Source organism: Arthrobacter sp. NamB2 (assembly GCF_005281365.1).
In the GTDB taxonomy this organism is placed as follows: domain Bacteria; phylum Actinomycetota; class Actinomycetes; order Actinomycetales; family Micrococcaceae; genus Arthrobacter_D.
The window spans coordinates 205,100-224,295 of record NZ_SZWI01000004.1 but is presented as its reverse complement, the minus strand read 5'-3'; the positions used below and the strand labels follow the sequence as shown (position 1 = coordinate 224,295).

Annotated in this window: 19 protein-coding genes; 15 read left to right on the top strand and 4 right to left on the bottom strand. The window is 68.0% G+C overall.

What is annotated here, in order from left to right; all coding sequences use genetic code 11:
* Positions 1-24 precede the first annotated feature (24 nt).
* The 11 genes from murC (at position 25) to dnaE (ending at position 12,334) form a co-directional block, all read left to right on the top strand.
* Positions 25-1,389 (top strand): UDP-N-acetylmuramate--L-alanine ligase, encoded by a 1,365-nt coding sequence (gene murC / locus FDK12_RS09710; protein ID WP_262983384.1) that lies wholly within the window; start codon positions 25-27, stop codon positions 1,387-1,389.
* Entirely contained in the window at positions 1,386-2,201 is an 816-nt protein-coding gene (locus FDK12_RS09705) for a cell division protein FtsQ/DivIB (protein ID WP_137369383.1), read from the top strand. The genes murC and FDK12_RS09705 overlap by 4 nt, the downstream gene beginning before the upstream one ends.
* Positions 2,202-2,458: 257 nt before the next feature.
* Positions 2,459-3,652, top strand: coding sequence for a cell division protein FtsZ (gene ftsZ, locus FDK12_RS09700; RefSeq protein ID WP_137369382.1), 1,194 nt, complete (start codon positions 2,459-2,461; stop codon positions 3,650-3,652).
* A 3-nt stretch (positions 3,653-3,655) separates the two neighbouring features.
* Complete coding sequence (locus tag FDK12_RS09695) at positions 3,656-4,405, top strand: polyphenol oxidase family protein (protein WP_223263208.1); 750 nt, start codon at positions 3,656-3,658, stop codon at positions 4,403-4,405.
* The gene (locus FDK12_RS09690; RefSeq protein WP_223263207.1) at positions 4,402-5,163 is read left to right on the top strand and encodes a YggS family pyridoxal phosphate-dependent enzyme; all 762 of its coding nucleotides are present in this window, start codon (positions 4,402-4,404) and stop codon (positions 5,161-5,163) included. The genes FDK12_RS09695 and FDK12_RS09690 overlap by 4 nt, the downstream gene beginning before the upstream one ends.
* 96 nt (positions 5,164-5,259) lie before the next feature.
* The gene (locus tag FDK12_RS09685; RefSeq protein WP_104117470.1) at positions 5,260-5,781 is read left to right on the top strand and encodes a cell division protein SepF; all 522 of its coding nucleotides are present in this window, start codon (positions 5,260-5,262) and stop codon (positions 5,779-5,781) included.
* Positions 5,782-5,840: 59 nt separating this feature from the next.
* The gene (locus tag FDK12_RS09680) at positions 5,841-6,131 is read left to right on the top strand and encodes a YggT family protein (protein WP_137369380.1); all 291 of its coding nucleotides are present in this window, start codon (positions 5,841-5,843) and stop codon (positions 6,129-6,131) included.
* 147 nt (positions 6,132-6,278) lie between these two features.
* Positions 6,279-6,935: a DivIVA domain-containing protein gene (locus FDK12_RS09675; protein ID WP_137369379.1), complete on the top strand. Its 657-nt coding sequence runs from the start codon at positions 6,279-6,281 to the stop codon at positions 6,933-6,935.
* A gap of 274 nt (positions 6,936-7,209) precedes the next feature.
* Positions 7,210-7,797 (top strand): signal peptidase II, encoded by a 588-nt coding sequence (gene lspA, locus FDK12_RS09670; protein WP_223263218.1) that lies wholly within the window; start codon positions 7,210-7,212, stop codon positions 7,795-7,797.
* On the top strand, positions 7,787-8,722 hold the full coding sequence (locus FDK12_RS09665; RefSeq protein ID WP_104117467.1) for an RluA family pseudouridine synthase: 936 nt from the start codon (positions 7,787-7,789) through the stop codon (positions 8,720-8,722). The genes lspA and FDK12_RS09665 overlap by 11 nt, the downstream gene beginning before the upstream one ends.
* A 75-nt stretch (positions 8,723-8,797) precedes the next feature.
* Positions 8,798-12,334, top strand: coding sequence for a DNA polymerase III subunit alpha (gene dnaE, locus FDK12_RS09660; RefSeq protein ID WP_137369433.1), 3,537 nt, complete (start codon positions 8,798-8,800; stop codon positions 12,332-12,334).
* A 158-nt stretch (positions 12,335-12,492) separates the two neighbouring features.
* Here the strand turns inward: dnaE and FDK12_RS09655 are convergent, their stop codons facing one another.
* Positions 12,493-13,020, bottom strand: a complete 528-nt coding sequence (locus tag FDK12_RS09655; protein WP_137369378.1) for a flavin reductase family protein — start codon at positions 13,018-13,020, stop codon at positions 12,493-12,495.
* 137 nt (positions 13,021-13,157) lie between these two features.
* Between FDK12_RS09655 and FDK12_RS09650 the strand changes: the two genes are divergently transcribed.
* From FDK12_RS09650 to nrdR, 3 genes are all read left to right on the top strand, one after another.
* Positions 13,158-13,685 (top strand): hypothetical protein, encoded by a 528-nt coding sequence (locus FDK12_RS09650; RefSeq protein WP_137369377.1) that lies wholly within the window; start codon positions 13,158-13,160, stop codon positions 13,683-13,685.
* 208 nt (positions 13,686-13,893) lie between these two features.
* Positions 13,894-15,192 carry a histidinol dehydrogenase gene (gene hisD / locus FDK12_RS09645; protein ID WP_137369432.1) on the top strand — a complete coding sequence of 433 codons (1,299 nt, stop codon included), beginning with the start codon at positions 13,894-13,896 and terminating at the stop codon, positions 15,190-15,192.
* 104 nt (positions 15,193-15,296) lie between these two features.
* The gene (gene nrdR, locus FDK12_RS09640) at positions 15,297-15,794 is read left to right on the top strand and encodes a transcriptional regulator NrdR (protein WP_137369376.1); all 498 of its coding nucleotides are present in this window, start codon (positions 15,297-15,299) and stop codon (positions 15,792-15,794) included.
* Between the two features lie 138 nt (positions 15,795-15,932).
* Here the strand turns inward: nrdR and ppgK are convergent, their stop codons facing one another.
* Both ppgK and map read right to left on the bottom strand, forming a co-directional pair.
* Positions 15,933-16,745, bottom strand: a complete 813-nt coding sequence (gene ppgK / locus FDK12_RS09635; protein WP_137369375.1) for a polyphosphate--glucose phosphotransferase — start codon at positions 16,743-16,745, stop codon at positions 15,933-15,935.
* A gap of 77 nt (positions 16,746-16,822) precedes the next feature.
* Entirely contained in the window at positions 16,823-17,701 is an 879-nt protein-coding gene (gene map / locus FDK12_RS09630; protein ID WP_137369374.1) for a type I methionyl aminopeptidase, read from the bottom strand.
* A 97-nt stretch (positions 17,702-17,798) separates the two neighbouring features.
* On the opposite strand from map, the gene FDK12_RS09625 reads away from it, so the two are divergent.
* Positions 17,799-17,960 carry an SPOR domain-containing protein gene (locus tag FDK12_RS09625; protein WP_137369373.1) on the top strand — a complete coding sequence of 54 codons (162 nt, stop codon included), beginning with the start codon at positions 17,799-17,801 and terminating at the stop codon, positions 17,958-17,960.
* Positions 17,961-17,996: 36 nt separating this feature from the next.
* Here the strand turns inward: FDK12_RS09625 and panB are convergent, their stop codons facing one another.
* Complete coding sequence (gene panB / locus FDK12_RS09620; protein ID WP_137369372.1) at positions 17,997-18,881, bottom strand: 3-methyl-2-oxobutanoate hydroxymethyltransferase; 885 nt, start codon at positions 18,879-18,881, stop codon at positions 17,997-17,999.
* Between the last annotated feature and the right edge of the window lie 315 nt (positions 18,882-19,196).

Sequence of the window (19,196 nt, the reverse complement as noted above, 5' to 3'; positions counted from 1 at the left end):
TTCATCGGACTGGGAGGTGCAGGCATGTCGGCCGTCGCGCGCGTGCTCATCGGACAGGGACTGACAGTGTCCGGATCCGATGCCGCCGAGTCGAAGGGCCTTCGCGCCCTGGCTGCGCTCGGGGCCGATGTCCATGTAGGGCACGAGGCTGCTGCCGTCTCCGGTGCCGGGACCGTCGTCGTCTCCTCGGCCATCCGCGAGACGAACCCGGAACTGGTCGAGGCGCGGCGCCGCGGGCTGCCCATCCTGCACCGGTCGCAAGCACTCGCCGCGGCGATGACCGGACAGCAGGCCGTCGCCGTCGCCGGAACGCACGGCAAGACCACGACGACGGCGATGATCACCGTCCTGCTGCGCGAAGCCGGGCGCAACCCCTCATTCGCCATCGGCGGCGACGTCGCAGCCCTCGGCGTCAATGCCGAATGGACAGGCGGGGACATCTTCGTTGCGGAAGCGGACGAGTCCGATGGCTCCTTCCTGAACTACGCACCCCGGATCGCCGTCGTCACCAACGCGGAAGCGGACCACCTCGACCACTACGGAAGCGCCGACGCCGTCCACGCCGCCTTCCGTCGTTTCGCGGAGACGCTGCCGGATGACGGCCTCCTGGTGACGTGCGCCGACGACCCCGGTTCAGCCGCGCTCGGCGCAAGCGTGCCGGAATCCCGCCGGGTGCGCACCTACGGCTATTCGGAGGCGGCCGACATCAGGATCAGCGGCACGAGGTCCGTCGGGAGCACCACCAACAGCGTGTTGTCCTTCGCGGTCGACGGCCTGGACGCCCAGCAGGAGCTGCAGCTGAGTGTTCCCGGACGACACAACATCCTGAATGCAGCAGCGGCTTTCACCGTCGCGCTCGAACTCGGCGTGGATCCGGCGGTCGCCGCCGCGGGCCTGGCGCTGTTCTCCGGAGCAGCGCGCCGTTTCGAAGCGCGGGGGGAGGGCGACGGCGTACGGGTCTTCGACGACTACGCCCACCACCCGACCGAGGTCCACGCCGCGTTGACGGCCGCACGCACGGTGGCGGGCGAGCACCGCGTGCACGTCCTGTTCCAGCCGCACCTCTTCTCCCGCACGCGGGAATTCGCGGCAGGGTTCGCCGAGGCACTGTCGCTGGCGGACACCGCAACCGTGCTCCCGGTCTACGCGGCACGGGAGGACCCGGTGGACGACGTCGGGGGCTGGACGATCACCGATCTCATGCGCAGTGGTGACACCGCATATGTCGATGATGCGTTCGAGGCACTCCGCGTGGTCACCGGCCACGCACGCCCGGGAGACATCATCCTCACGATCGGCGCCGGCGACGTCACGCAGTACGGGGTGCCGCTCGTCGGCCTCCTCAGGGACCGCGCTCCGGGGCCCCGGTCGATGGAGGTCGAGGAATGACGCAGAGGAAGCCTCCTTCCCGGCCACGCGCCACACCGGGCGCGACGACCGGCAAGGTGACGCTGCTCGAACGGCCGGAGGTCGCGGCGTCGGGCAAGGTACTCGACTTCCCGACCCCCCGCCGGTCCCATCGAGTGCGGAACGCCATCCTCTGGATCAGTGCGGTGGTCCTGGTCCTCGGTGGCGTCATGGCGTACGCGGTGTTCTCGCCGGCCCTCGCGCTGCGGACAGTCGTCGTCGAAGGGAACTCGCTCGTCGCCACGCCCGAGGTGGATGCGGCACTCGCTCCCCTCATGGGGACGTCGCTCACCCGTATCTCGCCTGATCAGGTCCGCGGGCTGCTGGCGGACAAGGCGCCCATCGAGGACGTGCAGATCGCCGCCGAGCCGCCCTCGACCCTCGTGGTCACGGTCCGGGAACGGGTTCCCGTCGCGGTGCTGCAGAATGGTGAGGAGTTCGTGCTCATCGACTCCGAGGGCAGGCAGCTCGCCGTCGTGGCGCAGCGCGACCAGGTCAAGCTGCCACTGATCGACGGCGGGACCAACGCGGTCAACTCCGAGGTGTTCTCCTCGATCACCTCGGTGCTGGCCGAACTGCCCGCCCCCGTCCTGTCCCGCCTGGTCCACGCCTCGGCGTCGAGCGTCGACTCGATCCAGCTGTCACTCTCGGGTGACCAGAAGATCTTCTGGGGGAGCGCGGAGCGGAGTGCGCGGAAAGCAGAGGTGCTGGAGGCGATGCTGGCGATTCCGGCGACCGATCCGCCGGTCAGGGAATTCGATGTCAGCACTCCCGACCGTCCGGTCACACGGTGAGCTTCCCTGCAGCGGGCGCGGCCATCGCCGGACGCGGCGTGTTGGCGAGCGACAGGGACGCGAGGCGAGCGACATGCCCGACACGCGGCGCCCGGTCATTGCAACGCGGAACGCATGCACCTAGCGTCAACCATAGAAGTTACTTGACATAACGTTAACTTTCAACCTGAACGTTAACGTTTCCTTCAGGTGAAGATCGAAGCCGGACCATCGGCAGCCCCCGTACAGCACACAGATTCGAACAAGGGACACAGGACGTGGCAGCACCTCAGAATTACTTGGCCGTCATCAAGGTCGTCGGCATCGGCGGCGGCGGCGTCAACGCCGTCAACCGCATGATCGAGGTCGGGCTCCGTGGCGTGGAGTTCATTGCCATCAACACGGATGCCCAGGCGCTGCTGATGAGTGACGCCGACGTCAAGCTCGACGTCGGACGCGAACTCACCCGTGGGCTCGGTGCTGGGGCGGACCCCGAGGTCGGCCGCCGCGCGGCCGAGGACCACTCGGAGGAGATCGAGGAGGTCATCCGCGGGGCCGACATGGTCTTCGTCACGGCGGGTGAGGGTGGCGGCACCGGGACCGGCGGCGCTCCCGTCGTCGCCCGGATCGCCCGCTCCCTCGGCGCCCTCACGATCGGCGTCGTGACCCGGCCGTTCACCTTCGAGGGACGCCGTCGGTCGAACCAGGCCGAAAGTGGCATCGATACCCTCCGCGAGGAGGTCGACACCCTGATCGTCATTCCGAACGACCGCCTGTTGTCCATCAGCGACCGCAACGTCTCGATGCTCGATGCCTTCCGCTCGGCGGATCAGGTGCTGCTCTCCGGCGTCCAGGGCATCACCGACCTCATCACGACTCCGGGCCTGATCAACCTCGACTTCGCCGACGTGAAGTCGGTCATGCAGGGCGCAGGCTCCGCCCTGATGGGCATCGGCTCCGCTCGCGGCGAGGACCGCGCCGTTAAGGCTGCCGAACTCGCCATCGCGTCGCCGCTGCTCGAAGCGTCCATCGACGGAGCGCACGGCGTCCTGCTGTCGATCCAGGGTGGCTCCGATCTCGGTCTGTTCGAGATCAACGAGGCAGCACGCCTCGTGCAGGAGGTCGCGCACCCGGAGGCGAACATCATCTTCGGTGCGGTCATCGACGACGCCCTCGGCGACGAGGCGCGCGTCACGGTCATCGCGGCAGGCTTCGATCAGGTTGATGCGACCTCGCAGCCCGCAGCCGCTCCGGCGGCACGGCCGGTCGTCGCGCCGAGCGTCGGCGGGAACCAGCAGCGTGCCGCGGGTGCAGCCAGCGCCGGCCTCGGCGCCTGGTCCCAGCAGCGGGCACAGAGCGTCCAGACCGTGCCTGCCGACTCGGGCTTCGACGTCGACCTGCCCGCGATCGTGGAGCCCGACCTCTCGGCCGGACGTTCCGACGACCTCGACGTGCCCGACTTCCTGAAGTAGTCGGTGCGCTCATCCATCGGTCCGGAGCGGACCTCCCCGTTCTACTGGAACGAGGAGGTCCGTCCTGGTCTCCGGGTCGCCTTCACCTCCATTGAGGCGGGCAACCTCGCCCTGCATGTCGGCGATGATTCGGCTGGGGTCCGGAACAACCGCCGTCTGCTCGAGGCTGCGATGGGAATCGCCCCGGGCTCGCTGCGCTTCATGAGCCAGACGCATTCCAACAGGGTGGCGACGCTCGGGGACGGCGCTGCAGACGCGCCCGACGCGGACGGGCTCGTGTCCCGGAGCGGGTGTGAGCCACTGGCCGTCCTCGTGGCCGACTGCGTGCCGATCGTGCTCGCGGATGCCTCCGTCGACGACGGCGGTACGGGCGCCACGGCCGTGGTGCACGCGGGTCGCGCCGGCGTCGGCAACGGGGTGATTGCACAGGCCATCCACGTGCTGCGTGCCGGCGGTGCGCGGGACCTGTCAGGCTGGATCGGTCCCTCGGTGTGCGGTTCCTGCTACGAGGTTCCCGAGGCGATGATGCTCGAGATGGCGCAGGGGATCCCCGCAGCCGCGTCGAGAACGACCACCGGGACTGCGGCCCTCGACCTTCCGGCAGCCGCCCGATGCCAGCTCGAGGAGGGCGGAGTGAAGGTCGGTGAGGTGCGCGGGGCAGACGCTCTGTGCACCGTCGAGAACAGCGCGCTGTACTCGCACCGCCGCGCACCGGGCGCCGGCCGCACCGCCGGTCTTGTATGGCGGACATGAGCTCCGGCACGGGAGACCCGGCGCCGGACCTCGCACGTGCGCGCGACCTCGACGAGCGGCTTCGCGGCGTGCGCGCTCGGATCTCCCGGGCGGCGGCGGTGGCAGGGCGGCCCGAACCGGAGCTGATCGTCGTGACCAAGTATTTCCCGGCTTCCGATATCCGCATCCTGGTGGACCTCGGCGTGCGGGACGTGGGGGAGAACCGGGACCAGGAAGCAGCGGCGAAAGCGACCGAGCTCAGTGACCTCGCCCTGACCTGGCACTTCATCGGGCAACTGCAGACCAATAAGGCGAAATCGGTTGTCCGCTACGCGCACAGTGTGCATTCGGTCGACCGGAACGCCCTCATCGGGGCGCTGGGGAAGGCGATGGCGAACGAACAGGCGAGGAGGGCAGGGGCCGGTCTCGGCGCGCGGCCCGATCTCGACTGCTTCCTGCAGTTCGCGCTCGATTCCGGCGCCCAGCCGGACCAGCGGGGCGGTGCGCTTCCCCGGGACGCCGCTGAACTCGCCGAAGCTGTCGTGGGAACGGCCGGCCTCCGCCTCGCCGGTGTCATGGCGGTAGCGCCGCTGGGGGCACCGCCGGCCGCAGCGTTCCAGCAGCTCCTGACGATCTCGGCCGCCGTGCGCGCCGTCGAGCCCTCGGCGACGGCCGTGTCGGCCGGGATGAGCGGCGACCTCGAGGAGGCCGTTGCCGCCGGTGCGACACACCTGAGGATTGGTTCTGATGTCCTCGGTCCGCGTCCGGCCGTGGGGTAGCGTCTGAGCTGTAACGGCGGCACGACGGGCGGCCGGGCTGGCCCGTGCGGCACGCCCTGGATCCCACCAATCCACTCTCTTATGACAGGAGTCACCATGGCTGGCGCACTGCGCAAGACAATGATCTACCTTGGGCTCGCCGATGGTGACGAGCACTACGAGCCCGAAGCGAAAAGCGCGCACAGCAGGAACGAGGATTACACAGTGGACTACGACCGCGACGAACGCCACCTCGAGGCGGCTCCCGCAGTGGCCCGGGTTGCTCCCGCAGAGGAGTACCGCGCACCGGTGACGCCGATCAAGCGCGCGCCGTCGTCGCGCGAGGATTCCGCCGCGCTGCGCCAGATCACCACCATCCACCCCAGGTCGTACAACGACGCCAAGTTGATCGGTGAGAGCTTCCGCGACGGAATCCCCGTGATCATGAACGTCACCGACATGGGCGAAGCCGATGCGAAGCGGCTCGTCGACTTCTCGGCGGGGCTCGTCTTCGGCCTCCACGGCAGCATCGAGCGGGTCACCAATAAGGTGTTCCTGCTCTCGCCGTCGTATATTGAAGTCCTCGGCGAGGACCTGAAGGCAAGCGAAGCACAGACCAGCTTCTTCAACCAGAGCTGAGCCCTGCGGCCTCCACGGTCGCCACCGACCACCAAGGCCCCAAGGACTGGAACTGCTCCGTGAGTTTGGTATTCGCCCTGTTCTACCTGGTACTGATGCTGTTCCAGCTAGCCCTGATCCTGCGGATCGTGTACGACGCCGTCCAGGGATTCGCTCGTGACTGGCGTCCCCAGAAGCTCGCCCTGGTTGTCGCCTCCGGCGTGTACTCGGTGACGGATCCGCCCATCAAGGCCCTTCGCCGGCTCATACCGCCGCTCCGTCTGGGCGGAATACAACTCGACCTGGCGTTCCTCGTGCTCTTCATCGTGGTGTTGATCCTGATGTCGGTCTCTGCGCGTCTCGCCGCCTAGCGTTCGAGTCCGTTTCGTGATGCAGTTCCAGAAGATATACGCTGATTCACAGTTCGACGTGAGTCCAGTGGTTCATGTCCACAATTCGGTACCGCAGTCATGCCCGCTCTTCCGGTGGGCCGGCTTCTATCAGTATGAGGTGACCAGATGGCTTTGACGCCAGAAGACGTTGTCAACAAGAGGTTCCAGCCGACGAAGTTCCGCGAGGGCTACGACCAGGACGAGGTGGACGACTTCCTCGACGAGATCGTCGTCGAGCTCCGCCGCCTGAACCAGGAGAACGAGGAACTGCGCCGCAGGCTTGCGGACGGTTCCTCCGACACCTCGCAGACCTCTGCGGTGCCCGCTCCGGTCGCCGCCAGCACGCACACCGAGGACGTCCCCGTCGAGGAGAAGGCGCCCGAGCCCGCTCCGGCCGTTCAGGAGCCCACCCCGGCCCCCGCGCCTGCAGCTCCCGCACCGGTTGCACCCGCGGCCTCCGTCGGTACCGCCGAATCCGCTGCCGGCGTCCTCGCCATGGCGCAGCGCCTGCATGACGAGTACGTCAATGCGGGTGTCGAGCAGCGCGATAAGATCATCGCCGAAGCGCAGATCGAAGCCAGCGGCCTCGTCAACGACGCGCAGGAGAAGAGCCGCAAGACCCTCGGCGACCTCGAGCAGCAGAAGGCAGTGCTCGAGCGCAAGGTCGAACAGCTCCGCAGCTTCGAGCGGGACTACCGCTCGCGCCTGAAGGCCTACATCGAGGGTCAGCTTCGCGACCTGGACGCCCGCGGTTCGCTGGCCTCCGACACCTCGGCCTCCTAGCAGGACGTTCGGTCCGACACCCGTCGGGCCAGTGGAAGGGCCGGTTGCCGGGGTGGAACCCCGGGAGCCGGCCCTTCCGTCGTCGATCTCCCTGGCCACCCACCCGCGCCTACACCTTGGATGGACCGTGAACGAGCACCAGCCAGCCGACTCCACGCCCGAGCCGGACACCGCGAGCAACCCGTCCCAGGCGCCTGGCGCTGCTGCGCACAGAACCGAAGGTGCCGGTGCCGACGGTGGCTGGCGCCTCGCTCCTGCCGGCGAGCCCGGTCACGTGCGCAGGCCCGCGGCACGCTACGGCGTCGTCATGCTCCTGTGCACGCTCGTCGCGTACATCTTCGACCAGCTCACGAAATGGTGGGTCGTGGCGACGATGACCGAGGGACAGGTGACGCCGGTTCTTCCACCGCTGCTCACGTGGCGCTTCATCCGTAATCCCGGAGCGGCGTTCTCGATCGGCACCGACTACACCTGGGTCTTCACGATCATCATGGTGGTCGTCGCGACTGCCATCGTGCTACAGGTGCGGAAGGTCGCGTCCTGGGGATGGTCCGTCGCGCTCGGACTGGTCCTCGGAGGTGCTCTCGGCAACCTGACCGACCGGCTGTTCAGGGAACCTTCCTTCGGTCAGGGGCATGTCGTGGATTTCATCGCCCTACCCAACTTCGCGATCTTCAACATTGCCGACTCGGCCGTCGTCAGCGGCGTCGGACTCATCTGCCTGCTGACCCTGCGCGGCATCGGCATGGACGGCAAGCGCAGCACAGAGGGAGATACCGCGGAAACCTCCACAGCCGGTTCGGCGACGGACGATGTTCCACCGGGCACGCGGGGCGAGGGCACGGACGACGATGGCAGGTGAACCACAGCACCTCGTGATCCCGGAGGCCGACGGCGGTAGCCGTGTCGACGCGGCCCTGGCGCGCCTGCTCGAGGTGTCCCGATCGGCAGTCGCCCAGTGGTGCGCCGACGGTCGCGTCCTGAGGAGCGGTTCCCGCCTGGCGAAGTCCGATCGGGTCCAGGCCGGCGAGCGGATCGATGTGGACCTGCCTGACCCCGAGGACAAGCACCGGATCATCCCGGAAGCGGTCGACGGCATGGGCATCCTCCTCGATGACGACGATTTCGTCGTCGTCGACAAGCCTGTCGGCGTCGCCGCGCACCCCTCGCCGGGGTGGGTGGGACCGACGGTCGTCGGTGCCCTCGCCGCTGCCGGGTACCGCATCTCGACCTCCGGCGCCCCCGAGCGCGTCGGGATCGTGCATCGGCTCGACGTCGGCACGTCGGGGGCGATGGTGGTCGCGAAGACCGAGCCCGCCTACACCGCCCTGAAACGCGCCTTCAAGGAGCGCACCGTGGAGAAGGTCTACCATGCCGTCGTGCAGGGTCTCCCCGAGCCGCTCAAGGGCACGATCGACGCCCCCATCGGGCGCCACCCCCATCACGAGTGGCGATTCGCCGTCATGGAGGGCGGCCGTGACTCGGTGACCCATTACGAGGTACTCGAGGCGTTCGGCCGCGCCAGTCTCGTCGAGGTCCACCTCGAGACCGGCAGGACGCACCAGATCCGCGTGCACTTCTCGGCGCTCCGGCATCCCTGCGCTGGTGACCTGACCTACGGGGCAGACCCCCGACTGGCCGCGGAGCTCGGCCTGACCCGGCAGTGGCTGCACGCCCATCGACTGGGCTTCAGCCACCCCCGGACGGGGGAGCCGGTCTCGGTCTCGAGCCCTTACCCGGTCGATCTCGCCTACGCCCTGACGGCCCTGTCCAACGGTCTCGTGTGACACGCCGGAGCGACGTCGGGGGATGGTCCCGCGACGGCCGGCCGGGTGCAGGAGCACTAGACTTGGGGGGTGGCTATCCCTGCATCAACAGACTCGTTCGTCCATCTTCACAACCACACCGAGTACTCGATGCTCGACGGAGCAGCGCGACTGACGGACCTGTTCAGCCACACCGAGGAACTCGGGATGAAGGCCCTCGCGACGACGGACCACGGGTTCGTCTTCGGGGCCTTCGACTTCTGGAGCAAGGCCAACAGTGCCGGTATCAAGCCGATCATCGGGGTCGAGGCCTACCTCACCCCGGGTACCGCCCGCAATGACCGCACGCGCGTGCAGTGGGGCGGTGGTGGGCGCGACGACGTGTCCGGTGCCGGCGCCTACACCCACATGACCCTCTGGTCCGAGACGACCGAGGGGATGCACAACCTCTTCCGGATGTCCTCCCTCGCCTCCCTCGAGGGCTACCTGTACAAGCCCCGCATGGACCGCGACCTCCTGCAGACCTATGGGAAGGGCCTGATCGCGACCACGGGCTGCCCCTCGGGCGAAGTGCAGACGAAGCTCCGGCTCGGTCTCTACAACGAGGCGAAGCAGGCGGCATCGGACTTCCGGGACATCTTCGGGGCGGAGAACTACTTCTGCGAGCTGATGGACCACGGGCTCGACATCGAGCGGAACGTGAAGGCGGACCTGATCAAGCTCGCGAGGGAGCTCGGGCTGCCGCTCGTCGCCACGAACGACCTCCACTACACGCACGCCGAGGACTCGAAGGCCCACGCCGCGCTTCTCTGCGTCCAGTCCGGTTCCACCCTCGCCGACCCCAAGCGCTTCAAGTTTGACGCCGACGAGTTCTACCTGAAGTCCCCGGCCGAGATGCGCGCGATCTTCCGCGACTATCCCGAGGCCTGCGACAACACGCTGCTCATCGCCGAGCGGTGCGATGTCGAATTCAACACCAAGGCCAACTACATGCCGCGCTTCCCGGTGCCCGAGGGGGAGAACGAGCAGTCCTGGTTCGTCAAGGAAGTCGAGACGGGCCTGCAGTACCGCTATCCGGCAGGCGTGCCCGACGACGTCCGCAAGCAGGCGGAGTTCGAGGTGGGCGTCATCACGCAGATGGGTTTCCCGGGCTACTTCCTCGTGGTTGCCGACTTCATCAACTGGGCCAAGAACAACGGGATCCGCGTGGGTCCGGGCCGAGGCTCGGGCGCCGGCTCCATGGTGGCGTACGCGATGCGCATCACCGACCTGGACCCGCTCAAGCACGGGCTCATCTTTGAGCGCTTCCTCAACCCCGAGCGCGTGTCCATGCCCGACTTCGACGTCGACTTCGATGATCGCCGCCGGTCCGAGGTCATCCGGTACGTGACGGAAAAGTACGGCGACGAGCGCGTGGCGATGATCGTCACCTACGGCACGATCAAGGCCAAGCAGGCCCTCAAGGACTCCTCGCGTGTCATGGGCTATCCGTTTTCGACGGGCGAGCGGCTCACCAAGGCCATGCCGCCGGACGTGATGGGCAAGGGCCTCGCGTTGGCCGACGTCCACAACAAGGACGCCAAGCGCTACTCGGAGGCCGAGGAGCTGCGCGAGCTGCTGAAGACCGACGCGGACTCCGCGAAGGTCTTCGAGACGGCGCTGGGGCTCGAGGGCCTGAAGCGGCAGTGGGGCGTGCACGCCGCGGGCGTCATCATGTCGTCCGACCCGCTGATCGACATCATCCCGATTATGCGCCGCGAGCAGGACGGCCAGGTCATCACGCAGTTCGACTACCCCACCTGCGAGGGGCTCGGACTGATCAAGATGGACTTCCTCGGCCTGAGGAACCTGACGATCATCACGGACGCCGTCGAGAACATCAAGGCGAACAAGGACACGGACCTCGTGCTCGAGGAGCTCGAGCTGGACGACAAGGAGTCCTACGAGCTGCTCGCCCGCGGCGACACCCTGGGTGTCTTCCAGCTCGACGGCGGACCCATGCGGTCCCTGCTGAAGCTCATGCGCCCCGACAACTTCGAGGACATCTCCGCCGTCCTGGCGCTGTACCGCCCGGGGCCCATGGGCGTGAACTCGCACACGAACTACGCCCTGCGCAAGAACGGGCTGCAGGACATCGAGCCGATCCACCCCGAGCTCGAGGGCCCGCTCGAGGAGATCCTCGGCGGGACCTACGGACTCATCGTCTACCAGGAGCAGGTGATGTCCGCCGCGCAGAAGCTGGCGAACTTCACGCTCGGCCAGGCGGACATGCTCCGGCGGGCCATGGGCAAGAAGAAGAAGTCCGAGCTCGACAAGCAGCAGGCCGACTTCTTCGCCGGCATGAAGGCCAACGGCTACTCGCAGGCCGCCATGGACAAGCTCTGGACCGTCCTTGAGTCCTTCTCTGACTACGCGTTCAATAAGGCGCACACGGCTGCCTACGGTCTCGTGTCCTACTGGACGGCGTACCTCAAGGCCCACTATCCCGCCGAGTACATGGCGGCCCTGCTCACCAGCGTGGGCGACGACAAGGACAAGCTCGCCATCTACCTCAACGAGTGCCGCCGCATGGGCATCACCGTCCTGCCGCCCGACGTCAACGAGTCCAGCGTCAACTTCACCCCTGTCGGCAAGGACATCCGGTTCGGCATGGGCGCCATCCGCAACGTCGGTGCGAACGTCGTGGGTGCGATGGTGGGCGCCCGTGAGGAGAAGGGCGCGTTCACGTCCTTCTCCGACTTCCTGCAGAAGGTGCCCGCCGTCGTCTGCAACAAGCGGACCATCGAGTCGCTCATCAAGGCCGGCGCCTTCGACTCCCTACGGCACCCGCGCCGCGCCCTCGCCATGATCCACGAGGAGGCCGTCGACTCCGTGATCGTCCTCAAGCGCAACGAGGCGGCGAACCAGTTCGACCTCTTCAGCGCGTTCGACGACGACGGCGGCATGGGCGCCGGCGGACTGTCGGTGGAGGTCCCCGATCTGCCGGAATGGGACAAGAAGGACAAGCTGTCCTTCGAGCGCGACATGCTCGGGCTCTATGTCTCGGACCACCCGCTGCAGGGACTCGAGGGCATCCTCAGCCAGCACGCGGATTCGTCCATCCCGTCGATCATCAGCGAGGAGGGCCCGGCCGACGGCGCGATCGTCACCATCGCCGGCATGATCACGTCCCTCCAGCGAAGGATCGCGAAGAACAGCGGCAATGCGTATGCACGAGCCGAGATCGAGGACCTCGCCGGGTCGATGGAGGTGATGTTCTTCGGGCAGGTCTACGGTCCCATCTCGGCAGTCCTGGCGGAGGATCTGATCGTGGTGGTGCGCGGCCGCCTGCAGCGCCGGGACGACGGTGCCGTGATGCTCAACGCGCAGGAACTGACGGTGCCGGACCTCAGCGAGGGGCACTCGGGGCCCGTCGTGATCTCGATGCTGCAGCACAAGGCCACGGAGACCGCCGTGACTGCGCTGGGCGACGTGCTGCGGACCCATCCCGGCACGAGTGAGGTGCTGATCAGACTCAACGGTTCCCGCAAGGTCGAGATCATGAAGCTCGGCGTCGACCTGCGCGTCAATCCGACGCCCAGCCTGTTCGGGGACCTCAAGGTACTGCTCGGGCCCGCCTGCCTCGACGCCTGACGGCGCCGAGCCGAGCAACGCCCGACGGCGGAGGGCCGAGCAACGCCCGACGGCGGCGGATTGGGGATCGGCTCGTCGCCGCGGGCCTACGGGTCGGGCGGCAGCGGGACGGAGGTGCCGCGGGACGGGAGGTACCGGGGCCCGCCCGGCCGAGCGCGTCAGATGACGTAGTCGGTTGACGTGGGCGTGCCGTAGCTGCCGCCGTGGTAGAGCAGGGGGGCGCCGTCGGGCCCGACGTTCCCGGCTACGACCTCGGCGACGACTACCGCGTTGTTCTCGAAGGACAGGCGCATGCTGATGCGGCCCACCAGCCAGCCGGCGACGTCCTTCAGGATGGGCACGCCCTCCGGCCCCGGCTCCCAGTGATCGCCGGTGAAGCGGTCCTTCGTGCGTGCGAAGCGGTTCGCGATGCCCTCGTTCTCCGTGCTGAGCATGTGGACCCCCACGAAGTTCGTATTCGCGACGGCAGGCCAGGAGGACGACGTGCGCGCCATGTTGAACGAGAAGCGGGGCGGTTCGGCGGACAGCGAGGCAACCGATGTGGCCGTGAATCCGAAGGGGACGTCCTCGTAGGTCGCCGTGATGATGGCCACTCCGGCAGCATGGCGCCGGAAGACCTCGCGGAAGGATTCGCCGTGGAGCTCGGGTGCGGGCTGCGGTGCCGGCGCAGTGCTCGGTTCGTTCACGTGGTTCCTCCGGGGGATAGACGGCAAGGGACGACGCGGTGGCGGGCGGCCCGCCGGATGACGAGCTGCCGCTCACGCTGCCACGACCACACTAGGCGCGGGGCCCGAACCATGAGCGGTTTGTTAATGTAGAAGTCATGCGCGCTAGCCAGGAGCCGGACACCGGTTCGACCAACTACCCGCCTCCTGTGTACGCAGTCGCCGAAGACCGGCGCTCCGTACCGCCTGCGGGGGTGTTCTGGTGGCTGGGTTCCACGGTCCTGCTGGGAGCGGTCCTCGGAGTGGCCTGGTGGCTGCTCGCCCCGACCGGACGGCTTTTCGGCGATCCCGTCGTCGCGACGGAGTGGGTTCTCCGGGATCTCACTTTCGCGGGCCTCGAACTCCTCGCCGGCATCGCGGTCGGCACCGTCGTCGCGCTCCGGCTGAAACTGCCGGGGGTCGTGGCGCGGATCCTGGCTGCTGTCGGCGGGTCGGTCCTGGGGTCCGTCCTGGCGCTCGGCGTGGGGGAGGGCCTGGCCTACCTGCTCGGGCCGCACGGGCGCGACGAGTTGCCGGGGTCGGACTTCGTCCTGCAGTCCTACGGCGCGCTCGCGATCTGGCCCGCGGTCGCGGCTGTGATCATCTTCGTCACCGCCCTGATAGGTCTCGCTCGTCGGCAGGCCTGACGGCGTCCTGGAGGATCCCGCCCGCGGTGGTCCTGCCCGGTAGTCCGCATGGCGCCCTCGTGGGTACGTTGATCCGCGCCTCGAGCCCGCGCACGGAGCGTCATGCCGGCATCGGCCGGACGCCCGGTCCCGATAGACTCTCAGGGTGAATCCAGCGCCCAGCACCTTCCCTCCCGTGGAATTCCGCACGATCGACCTGCGAGGACGCATGCTGTCGCCGGGCGAATTGAAGAGCGTGATGCCCCGGGCAGCAGCGAGTGCACAGTCCTCCGAATCTGCGGTGCAGGCCATCATCGATGACGTCCGGTCACGCGGTTTCGACGCGCTGGGCGACCTGGCGCGTCGGTTCGACGGCGTCGAACTGGAGCATCCCCGCGTGCCGGCCGAGGTCATCCGGGCTGCGGTTGCCGGTCTCGACGACGACGTCCGCGCCGCGCTCGACGAGTCCATCCGACGAGCGCGGCTGTTCGCGCAGGCGCAGGTCCCGGCGGATGTCGAGGTGGAGGTGGCGCCCGGCGCGCACCTCACCCACAAGTGGGTCGCCGTCGACCGCGTGGGCCTGTACGTTCCGGGCGGCCTGGCCGTCTATCCGTCGTCCGTGGTCATGAACGTGGTGCCCGCGCAGGTGGCCGGCGTCGGCTCCATCGCTCTCGCATCGCCTCCGCAGAAGGAGTTCGGCGGCTGGCCGCACCCCGTGATCCTCGCCGCGGCGTCGATGCTCGGGATCACCGAGGTGTATGCGATGGGCGGAGCGCAGGCCGTTGCGGCTCTCGCATACGGCATCGACGGCGGGTCCGCCCAGGAAGCCATCGACCCGGTGAACGTCATCACGGGCCCTGGCAATGTCTTCGTCGCCACGGCCAAGCGGCTCGTACGCGGCAGCGTGGGCATCGACTCGGAGGCCGGCACCACCGAGATCGCCGTCCTGGCGGATGCGACAGCCGACGCCGAGCTCGTCGCCGCAGACCTCGTGAGCCAGGCCGAGCACGACCCGCAGGCAGCCTCCGTGCTGGTGACCGACTCCGACGCCCTCGCCCTGGCCGTCGTCGATGCCCTGCGGGTGCGTGCAGCAGCGACGCGCCACACGGACCGAGTGAGGACGGCCCTGGCCGGTCCGCAGTCGGGTGTGATCCTGGTGGACGACATCGAGCACGGTATCGCCGTGTGCGACGCCTACGCTGCGGAGCACCTGGAGATCCAGACGGCCGATGCGGCCGGTGTCGCCGGCCGTATCCGCAACGCCGGCGCCATCTTCGTCGGCGCCCACAGTCCTGTCAGCCTCGGCGACTACTGTGCCGGATCGAACCATGTCCTGCCGACGAGTGGAACGGCGGCGTTTGCCTCCGGTCTGAACGTCACCACGTTCCTGCGCGCAGTGCAGCTCGTGAACTATGGACGCGAAGCACTTCGTGAGGTGTCGTCGTTCATCGTCTCCCTGTCGGAGGCGGAGAACCTGCCCGCGCACGGGGAGGCCGTCACGGCCAGGTTCGACAGCGTCGGCCTCTGAGCTCTCCCGAGGGCCCCTGCCACTACATCTGGTAATTACAGTGTTGTTGTTTCCCCACATGTAGTTCTAGACTGGGATTCGATCACGCTGGTGGAAGGGGAACCGTGTACTGTCCGTACTGCCGCAACCCCGACTCCCGCGTCGTCGATTCCCGCCTCGCCGACGACGGCTCCGCGATCCGCCGTCGCCGCCAGTGCCCCCAGTGCGGCCGACGCTTCAGCACCGTCGAGACGACGAGCCTCAGTGTCATCAAGCGCTCGGGCGCGGGCGAGCCGTTCAGCCGCTCGAAGATCATCAACGGAGTCCGCAAGGCGTGTCAGGGCCGACCGGTGACCGAGGACGATCTTGCGCTCCTTGCACAGGAGGTCGAGGAGACCGTCCGGGCGAGCGGTGTCGCCGAGATCGATGCGCACGAGGTGGGTCTGGCTATCCTCGAGCCACTGCGCAAGCTCGACCAGATCGCCTATCTGCGCTTCGCCAGCGTCTACCAGGGCTTCGAGTCGCTCGAGGATTTCGAGGAGGCCATCCAGACCCTGCGCCAGCAGACGAAGGACAACGAGCGTGTCCCGACCGGGGCACAGAGGCCGTTGACCGCGCAGTAGGCGCACATGAGACCCCGGTGGTGGCTGCGGAGGGGAAGCCGACGCCACCACCGGCACCACGCCCGGCCCCTCGGGCCGTCGCAGGCGCAGGAAGCCCGGTACGGAGGATCCGTACCGGGCTTCCTGCTCTTTCCGGGTTCAGGCCCTTGGACTGAAGAACAGCGCCGCCTGCAGCGCCCCGCCGACGATACCGGCGTGGTTCTTCAACTGGGCAGGGATGATCGGCGTGCGTAGCTGCAGCGACGGAAGGTACTCGCTGCTCCTCTTGGAGATTCCTCCGCCCACGATGAACAGCTCGGGAGAGAAGAGGAACTCCACGTGCGAGAAATAGCGCTGGAGGCGGATGGCGTACTCGTCCCAGTCGATGCCGTCCCGCTCGCGCGCGACGGCCGACGCCCTGGTCTCCGCGTCGTGGCCGTCGATCTCCAGGTGGCCGAGCTCCGCGTTGGGGACCAGTATGCCGTCGAAGATGAACGCGGAGCCGATGCCGGTCCCGAGCGTGATGACGAGCACCGTGCCCATCTTGCCCTTGCCTGCTCCGTAGCGGACCTCGGCGAGTCCGGCGGCGTCGGCGTCGTTGATGACGTGGACGTCGCGGCCGAGGACCCTCGTGAACAGCGCGTCCACATCGGTGTTGACCCAGCTCTTGTCGACATTGGCGGCGGAGCGGGCGACCCCGTGCTGGATGATCGCGGGAAAGGTGACGCCGACGGGGACATCGGCGGCCGGACCCTCGGGCCGCGACGAGAGTTCCGTGACGATCTGGGCGACGACCTCTGCGACAGCCTCCGGCGTCGAAGGCTTCGGGGTCGGGATGCGGTAGCGCTCACCGACGATGACGCCCTTCTCGAGGTCGACGATGCCGCCCTTGATTCCGGTACCGCCGATATCGACGCCGATGACGGTTGCCGGGAGCTTCTTCGATTTCTTCTTCTCGGTGTCCTTGGCCATGATTCTCCGTTGAAGTGCGGGCCGGCGTGAGCCGGGATGGGGGCGTAGCAGTATGCAGGGCGCGGTGGCGGTGATGCTCAGGGCAGTGTGAGGATCTCCGCACCGCGGTCGGTGACAACGAGTGTGTGCTCGAACTGCGCTGTCCTCTTCCGGTCCTTCGTGACGACGGTCCAGTCGTCCGCCCACATGGTCCAGTCGATGGTCCCGAGCGTCAGCATCGGCTCGATGGTGAAGACCATCCCCGGCTCGATGACGCGGTTGTAGGCGGGAGCGGCGTCGTAGTGGGGGATGATCAGTCCCGTGTGGAACGCTTCTCCGACGCCGTGCCCGGTGAAGTCACGGACAACACCATAACCGAAGCGCTTGGCGTAGGACTCGATGGTACGTCCGATGACATTGATCTCCCGCCCTGGCGCGACGGCACGGATGGCGCGGTTCAGGGACTCCTGGGTGCGCTCTACGAGCAACCGCGATTCCTCGTCGACGTCGCCGATGCAGAAGGTGTAGTTCGTGTCGCCGTGGACGCCGTCCTTGTACGCGGTGATGTCGATGTTCAGGATGTCGCCGTCCTTGATCACCGTGTCGTCCGGGATGCCGTGGCAGATGACCTCGTTGAGCGACGAGCAGAGCGATTTTGGGAAGCCTCGGTACCCCAGGGTCGACGGATACGCCCCATGGTCGAGCAGGAAGGTGTGGCCGATCCGGTCGAGCTCGTCCGTCGTGACGCCGGGCCTCGCGTGGTTGCCGACCTCGACGATGGCCTGCGCGGCGATCCTGCTGGCGACGCGGATCTTCTCGATGGTCTCCGGCGTCTTCACCTCGGAACCGGTGAAGGGTGCGGGAGCCTTGCGGCCCACGTATTCGGGGCGGGGGATGCTCGGCGGAACGGGGCGGCGGGGCGAGATCGTGCCGGGTGTCAAGGTCCCGAGGGGAGCGGCGGCGGAAGGCAGGGGCATACCCTTGATCCTATAGCGGGCGGAGTCGGCGCCTGAATGTCGACGCCGTCCGGATCGCCGGGTGACACGGCCCGTGCCCTGGATCGAGGAGGTCGGTATGACGGAGTACTGGTTCAATGTGCGCACGCACGAGGTCGAGGAGGACCGCCAGTCGGACTGGTCGCAGCTGATCGGGCCGTATGCCACACGGGCGGAGGCGGAGAAGGCGCTGGAGAAGGTCCAGCAGCGCAACGAGGCCTGGGACAAGGACGACGACTAGCCAGCCGCCCCCGTTTCTTTCCGGAGTACTCGCCGGCTAGAAGGCGTGCCCCGGACCCGGGAAGGTACCCGCGCGGACATCATCCGCATATGCCTTCGCTGCGTCCTTGAGGACAGTGCGGAGGTCGGCGTACTGCTTGACGAACCTCGCCTGCCGGCCGCCCCGAAGGCCCGCCATGTCCTGCCAGACGAGCACCTGGCCCGTCGTGCCGGAGCCCGCGCCGATCCCGATCGTGGGCACGCGGACGGCTGCCTCGACGGCGTCGGCCGTCTCCGCGGGGACCATCTCCATCAGCACGCAGAAGGCGCCTGCGTCCGCAAGGGCGACGGCGTCGTCGACGACGCGCTGGGAGGCGTCTCCCCGGCCCTGCACGCGGTAGCCGCCGAGGGCGTGCTCGCTCTGGGGGGTGAACCCGATGTGCGCCATGACGGGGATACCTGCCCGGACGAGGGCGCGGACGGTGTCGGCGTAGTCTGCTCCGCCCTCCATCTTCACGGCATGCACCAGGCCCTCCTTGAGCAGCCGGACGGAGGACTCCACTGCCTGCGCAGGGGAGACCTCGTAGCTGCCGAAGGGCAGGTCCGCGACGACGAGCGCCCGGGTCGCGGCCCTGCTCACCGCTCGACTGAAGAGGATCATCTCGTCGAGGGTGATCGGCAGGGTCGTGGTGTGCCCCAGGACGTTGTTGGCCGCGGAGTCGCCGACGAGGAGGACATCGATGCCGGCCTCGTCGAACACCTGCGCCGCGTACTGGTCGTAGGCCGTCAGCATCGCGAAGCGGGTGCCCTGGTCCTTGGCCTGCTGCAGGTGGTGGATGCGGACCCTGCCGGTCGGTTTCGCAGCGGCAGGAGCACCCACGGGCGGAGCCGGCGTCGGGGCCGGTCCCTCTCCGTAGGGAGCAGGCAGTTCAGCGGAAGTCATGCCACGAGACTATCGGACCGTATGCAGGCGCCTTCCGGTGATAGCAGGTGGAGCGTTGCCGGCGGTGGGCGGGTCCTTCCGTCGGCCGGGCCTGCGTAACTGCCCGTTAACATGGGCACGCCAGAATGGGCAGGGCCGCCAGCCGCGAACTGCCCGTACGGGTCAGTAGAGTGTTGACGGCAGGCGCTCGCGTGCCCGGCGTACCGTGGGTGCGCCGGCAGCGTGGTGTGCCTCGATCGACGGTGCCGAACGCGCACGATGTCGGGCATGGACAGCCCGCCGCCCGCCAGGGCGGCCTGGGCGACGATTCAAGGA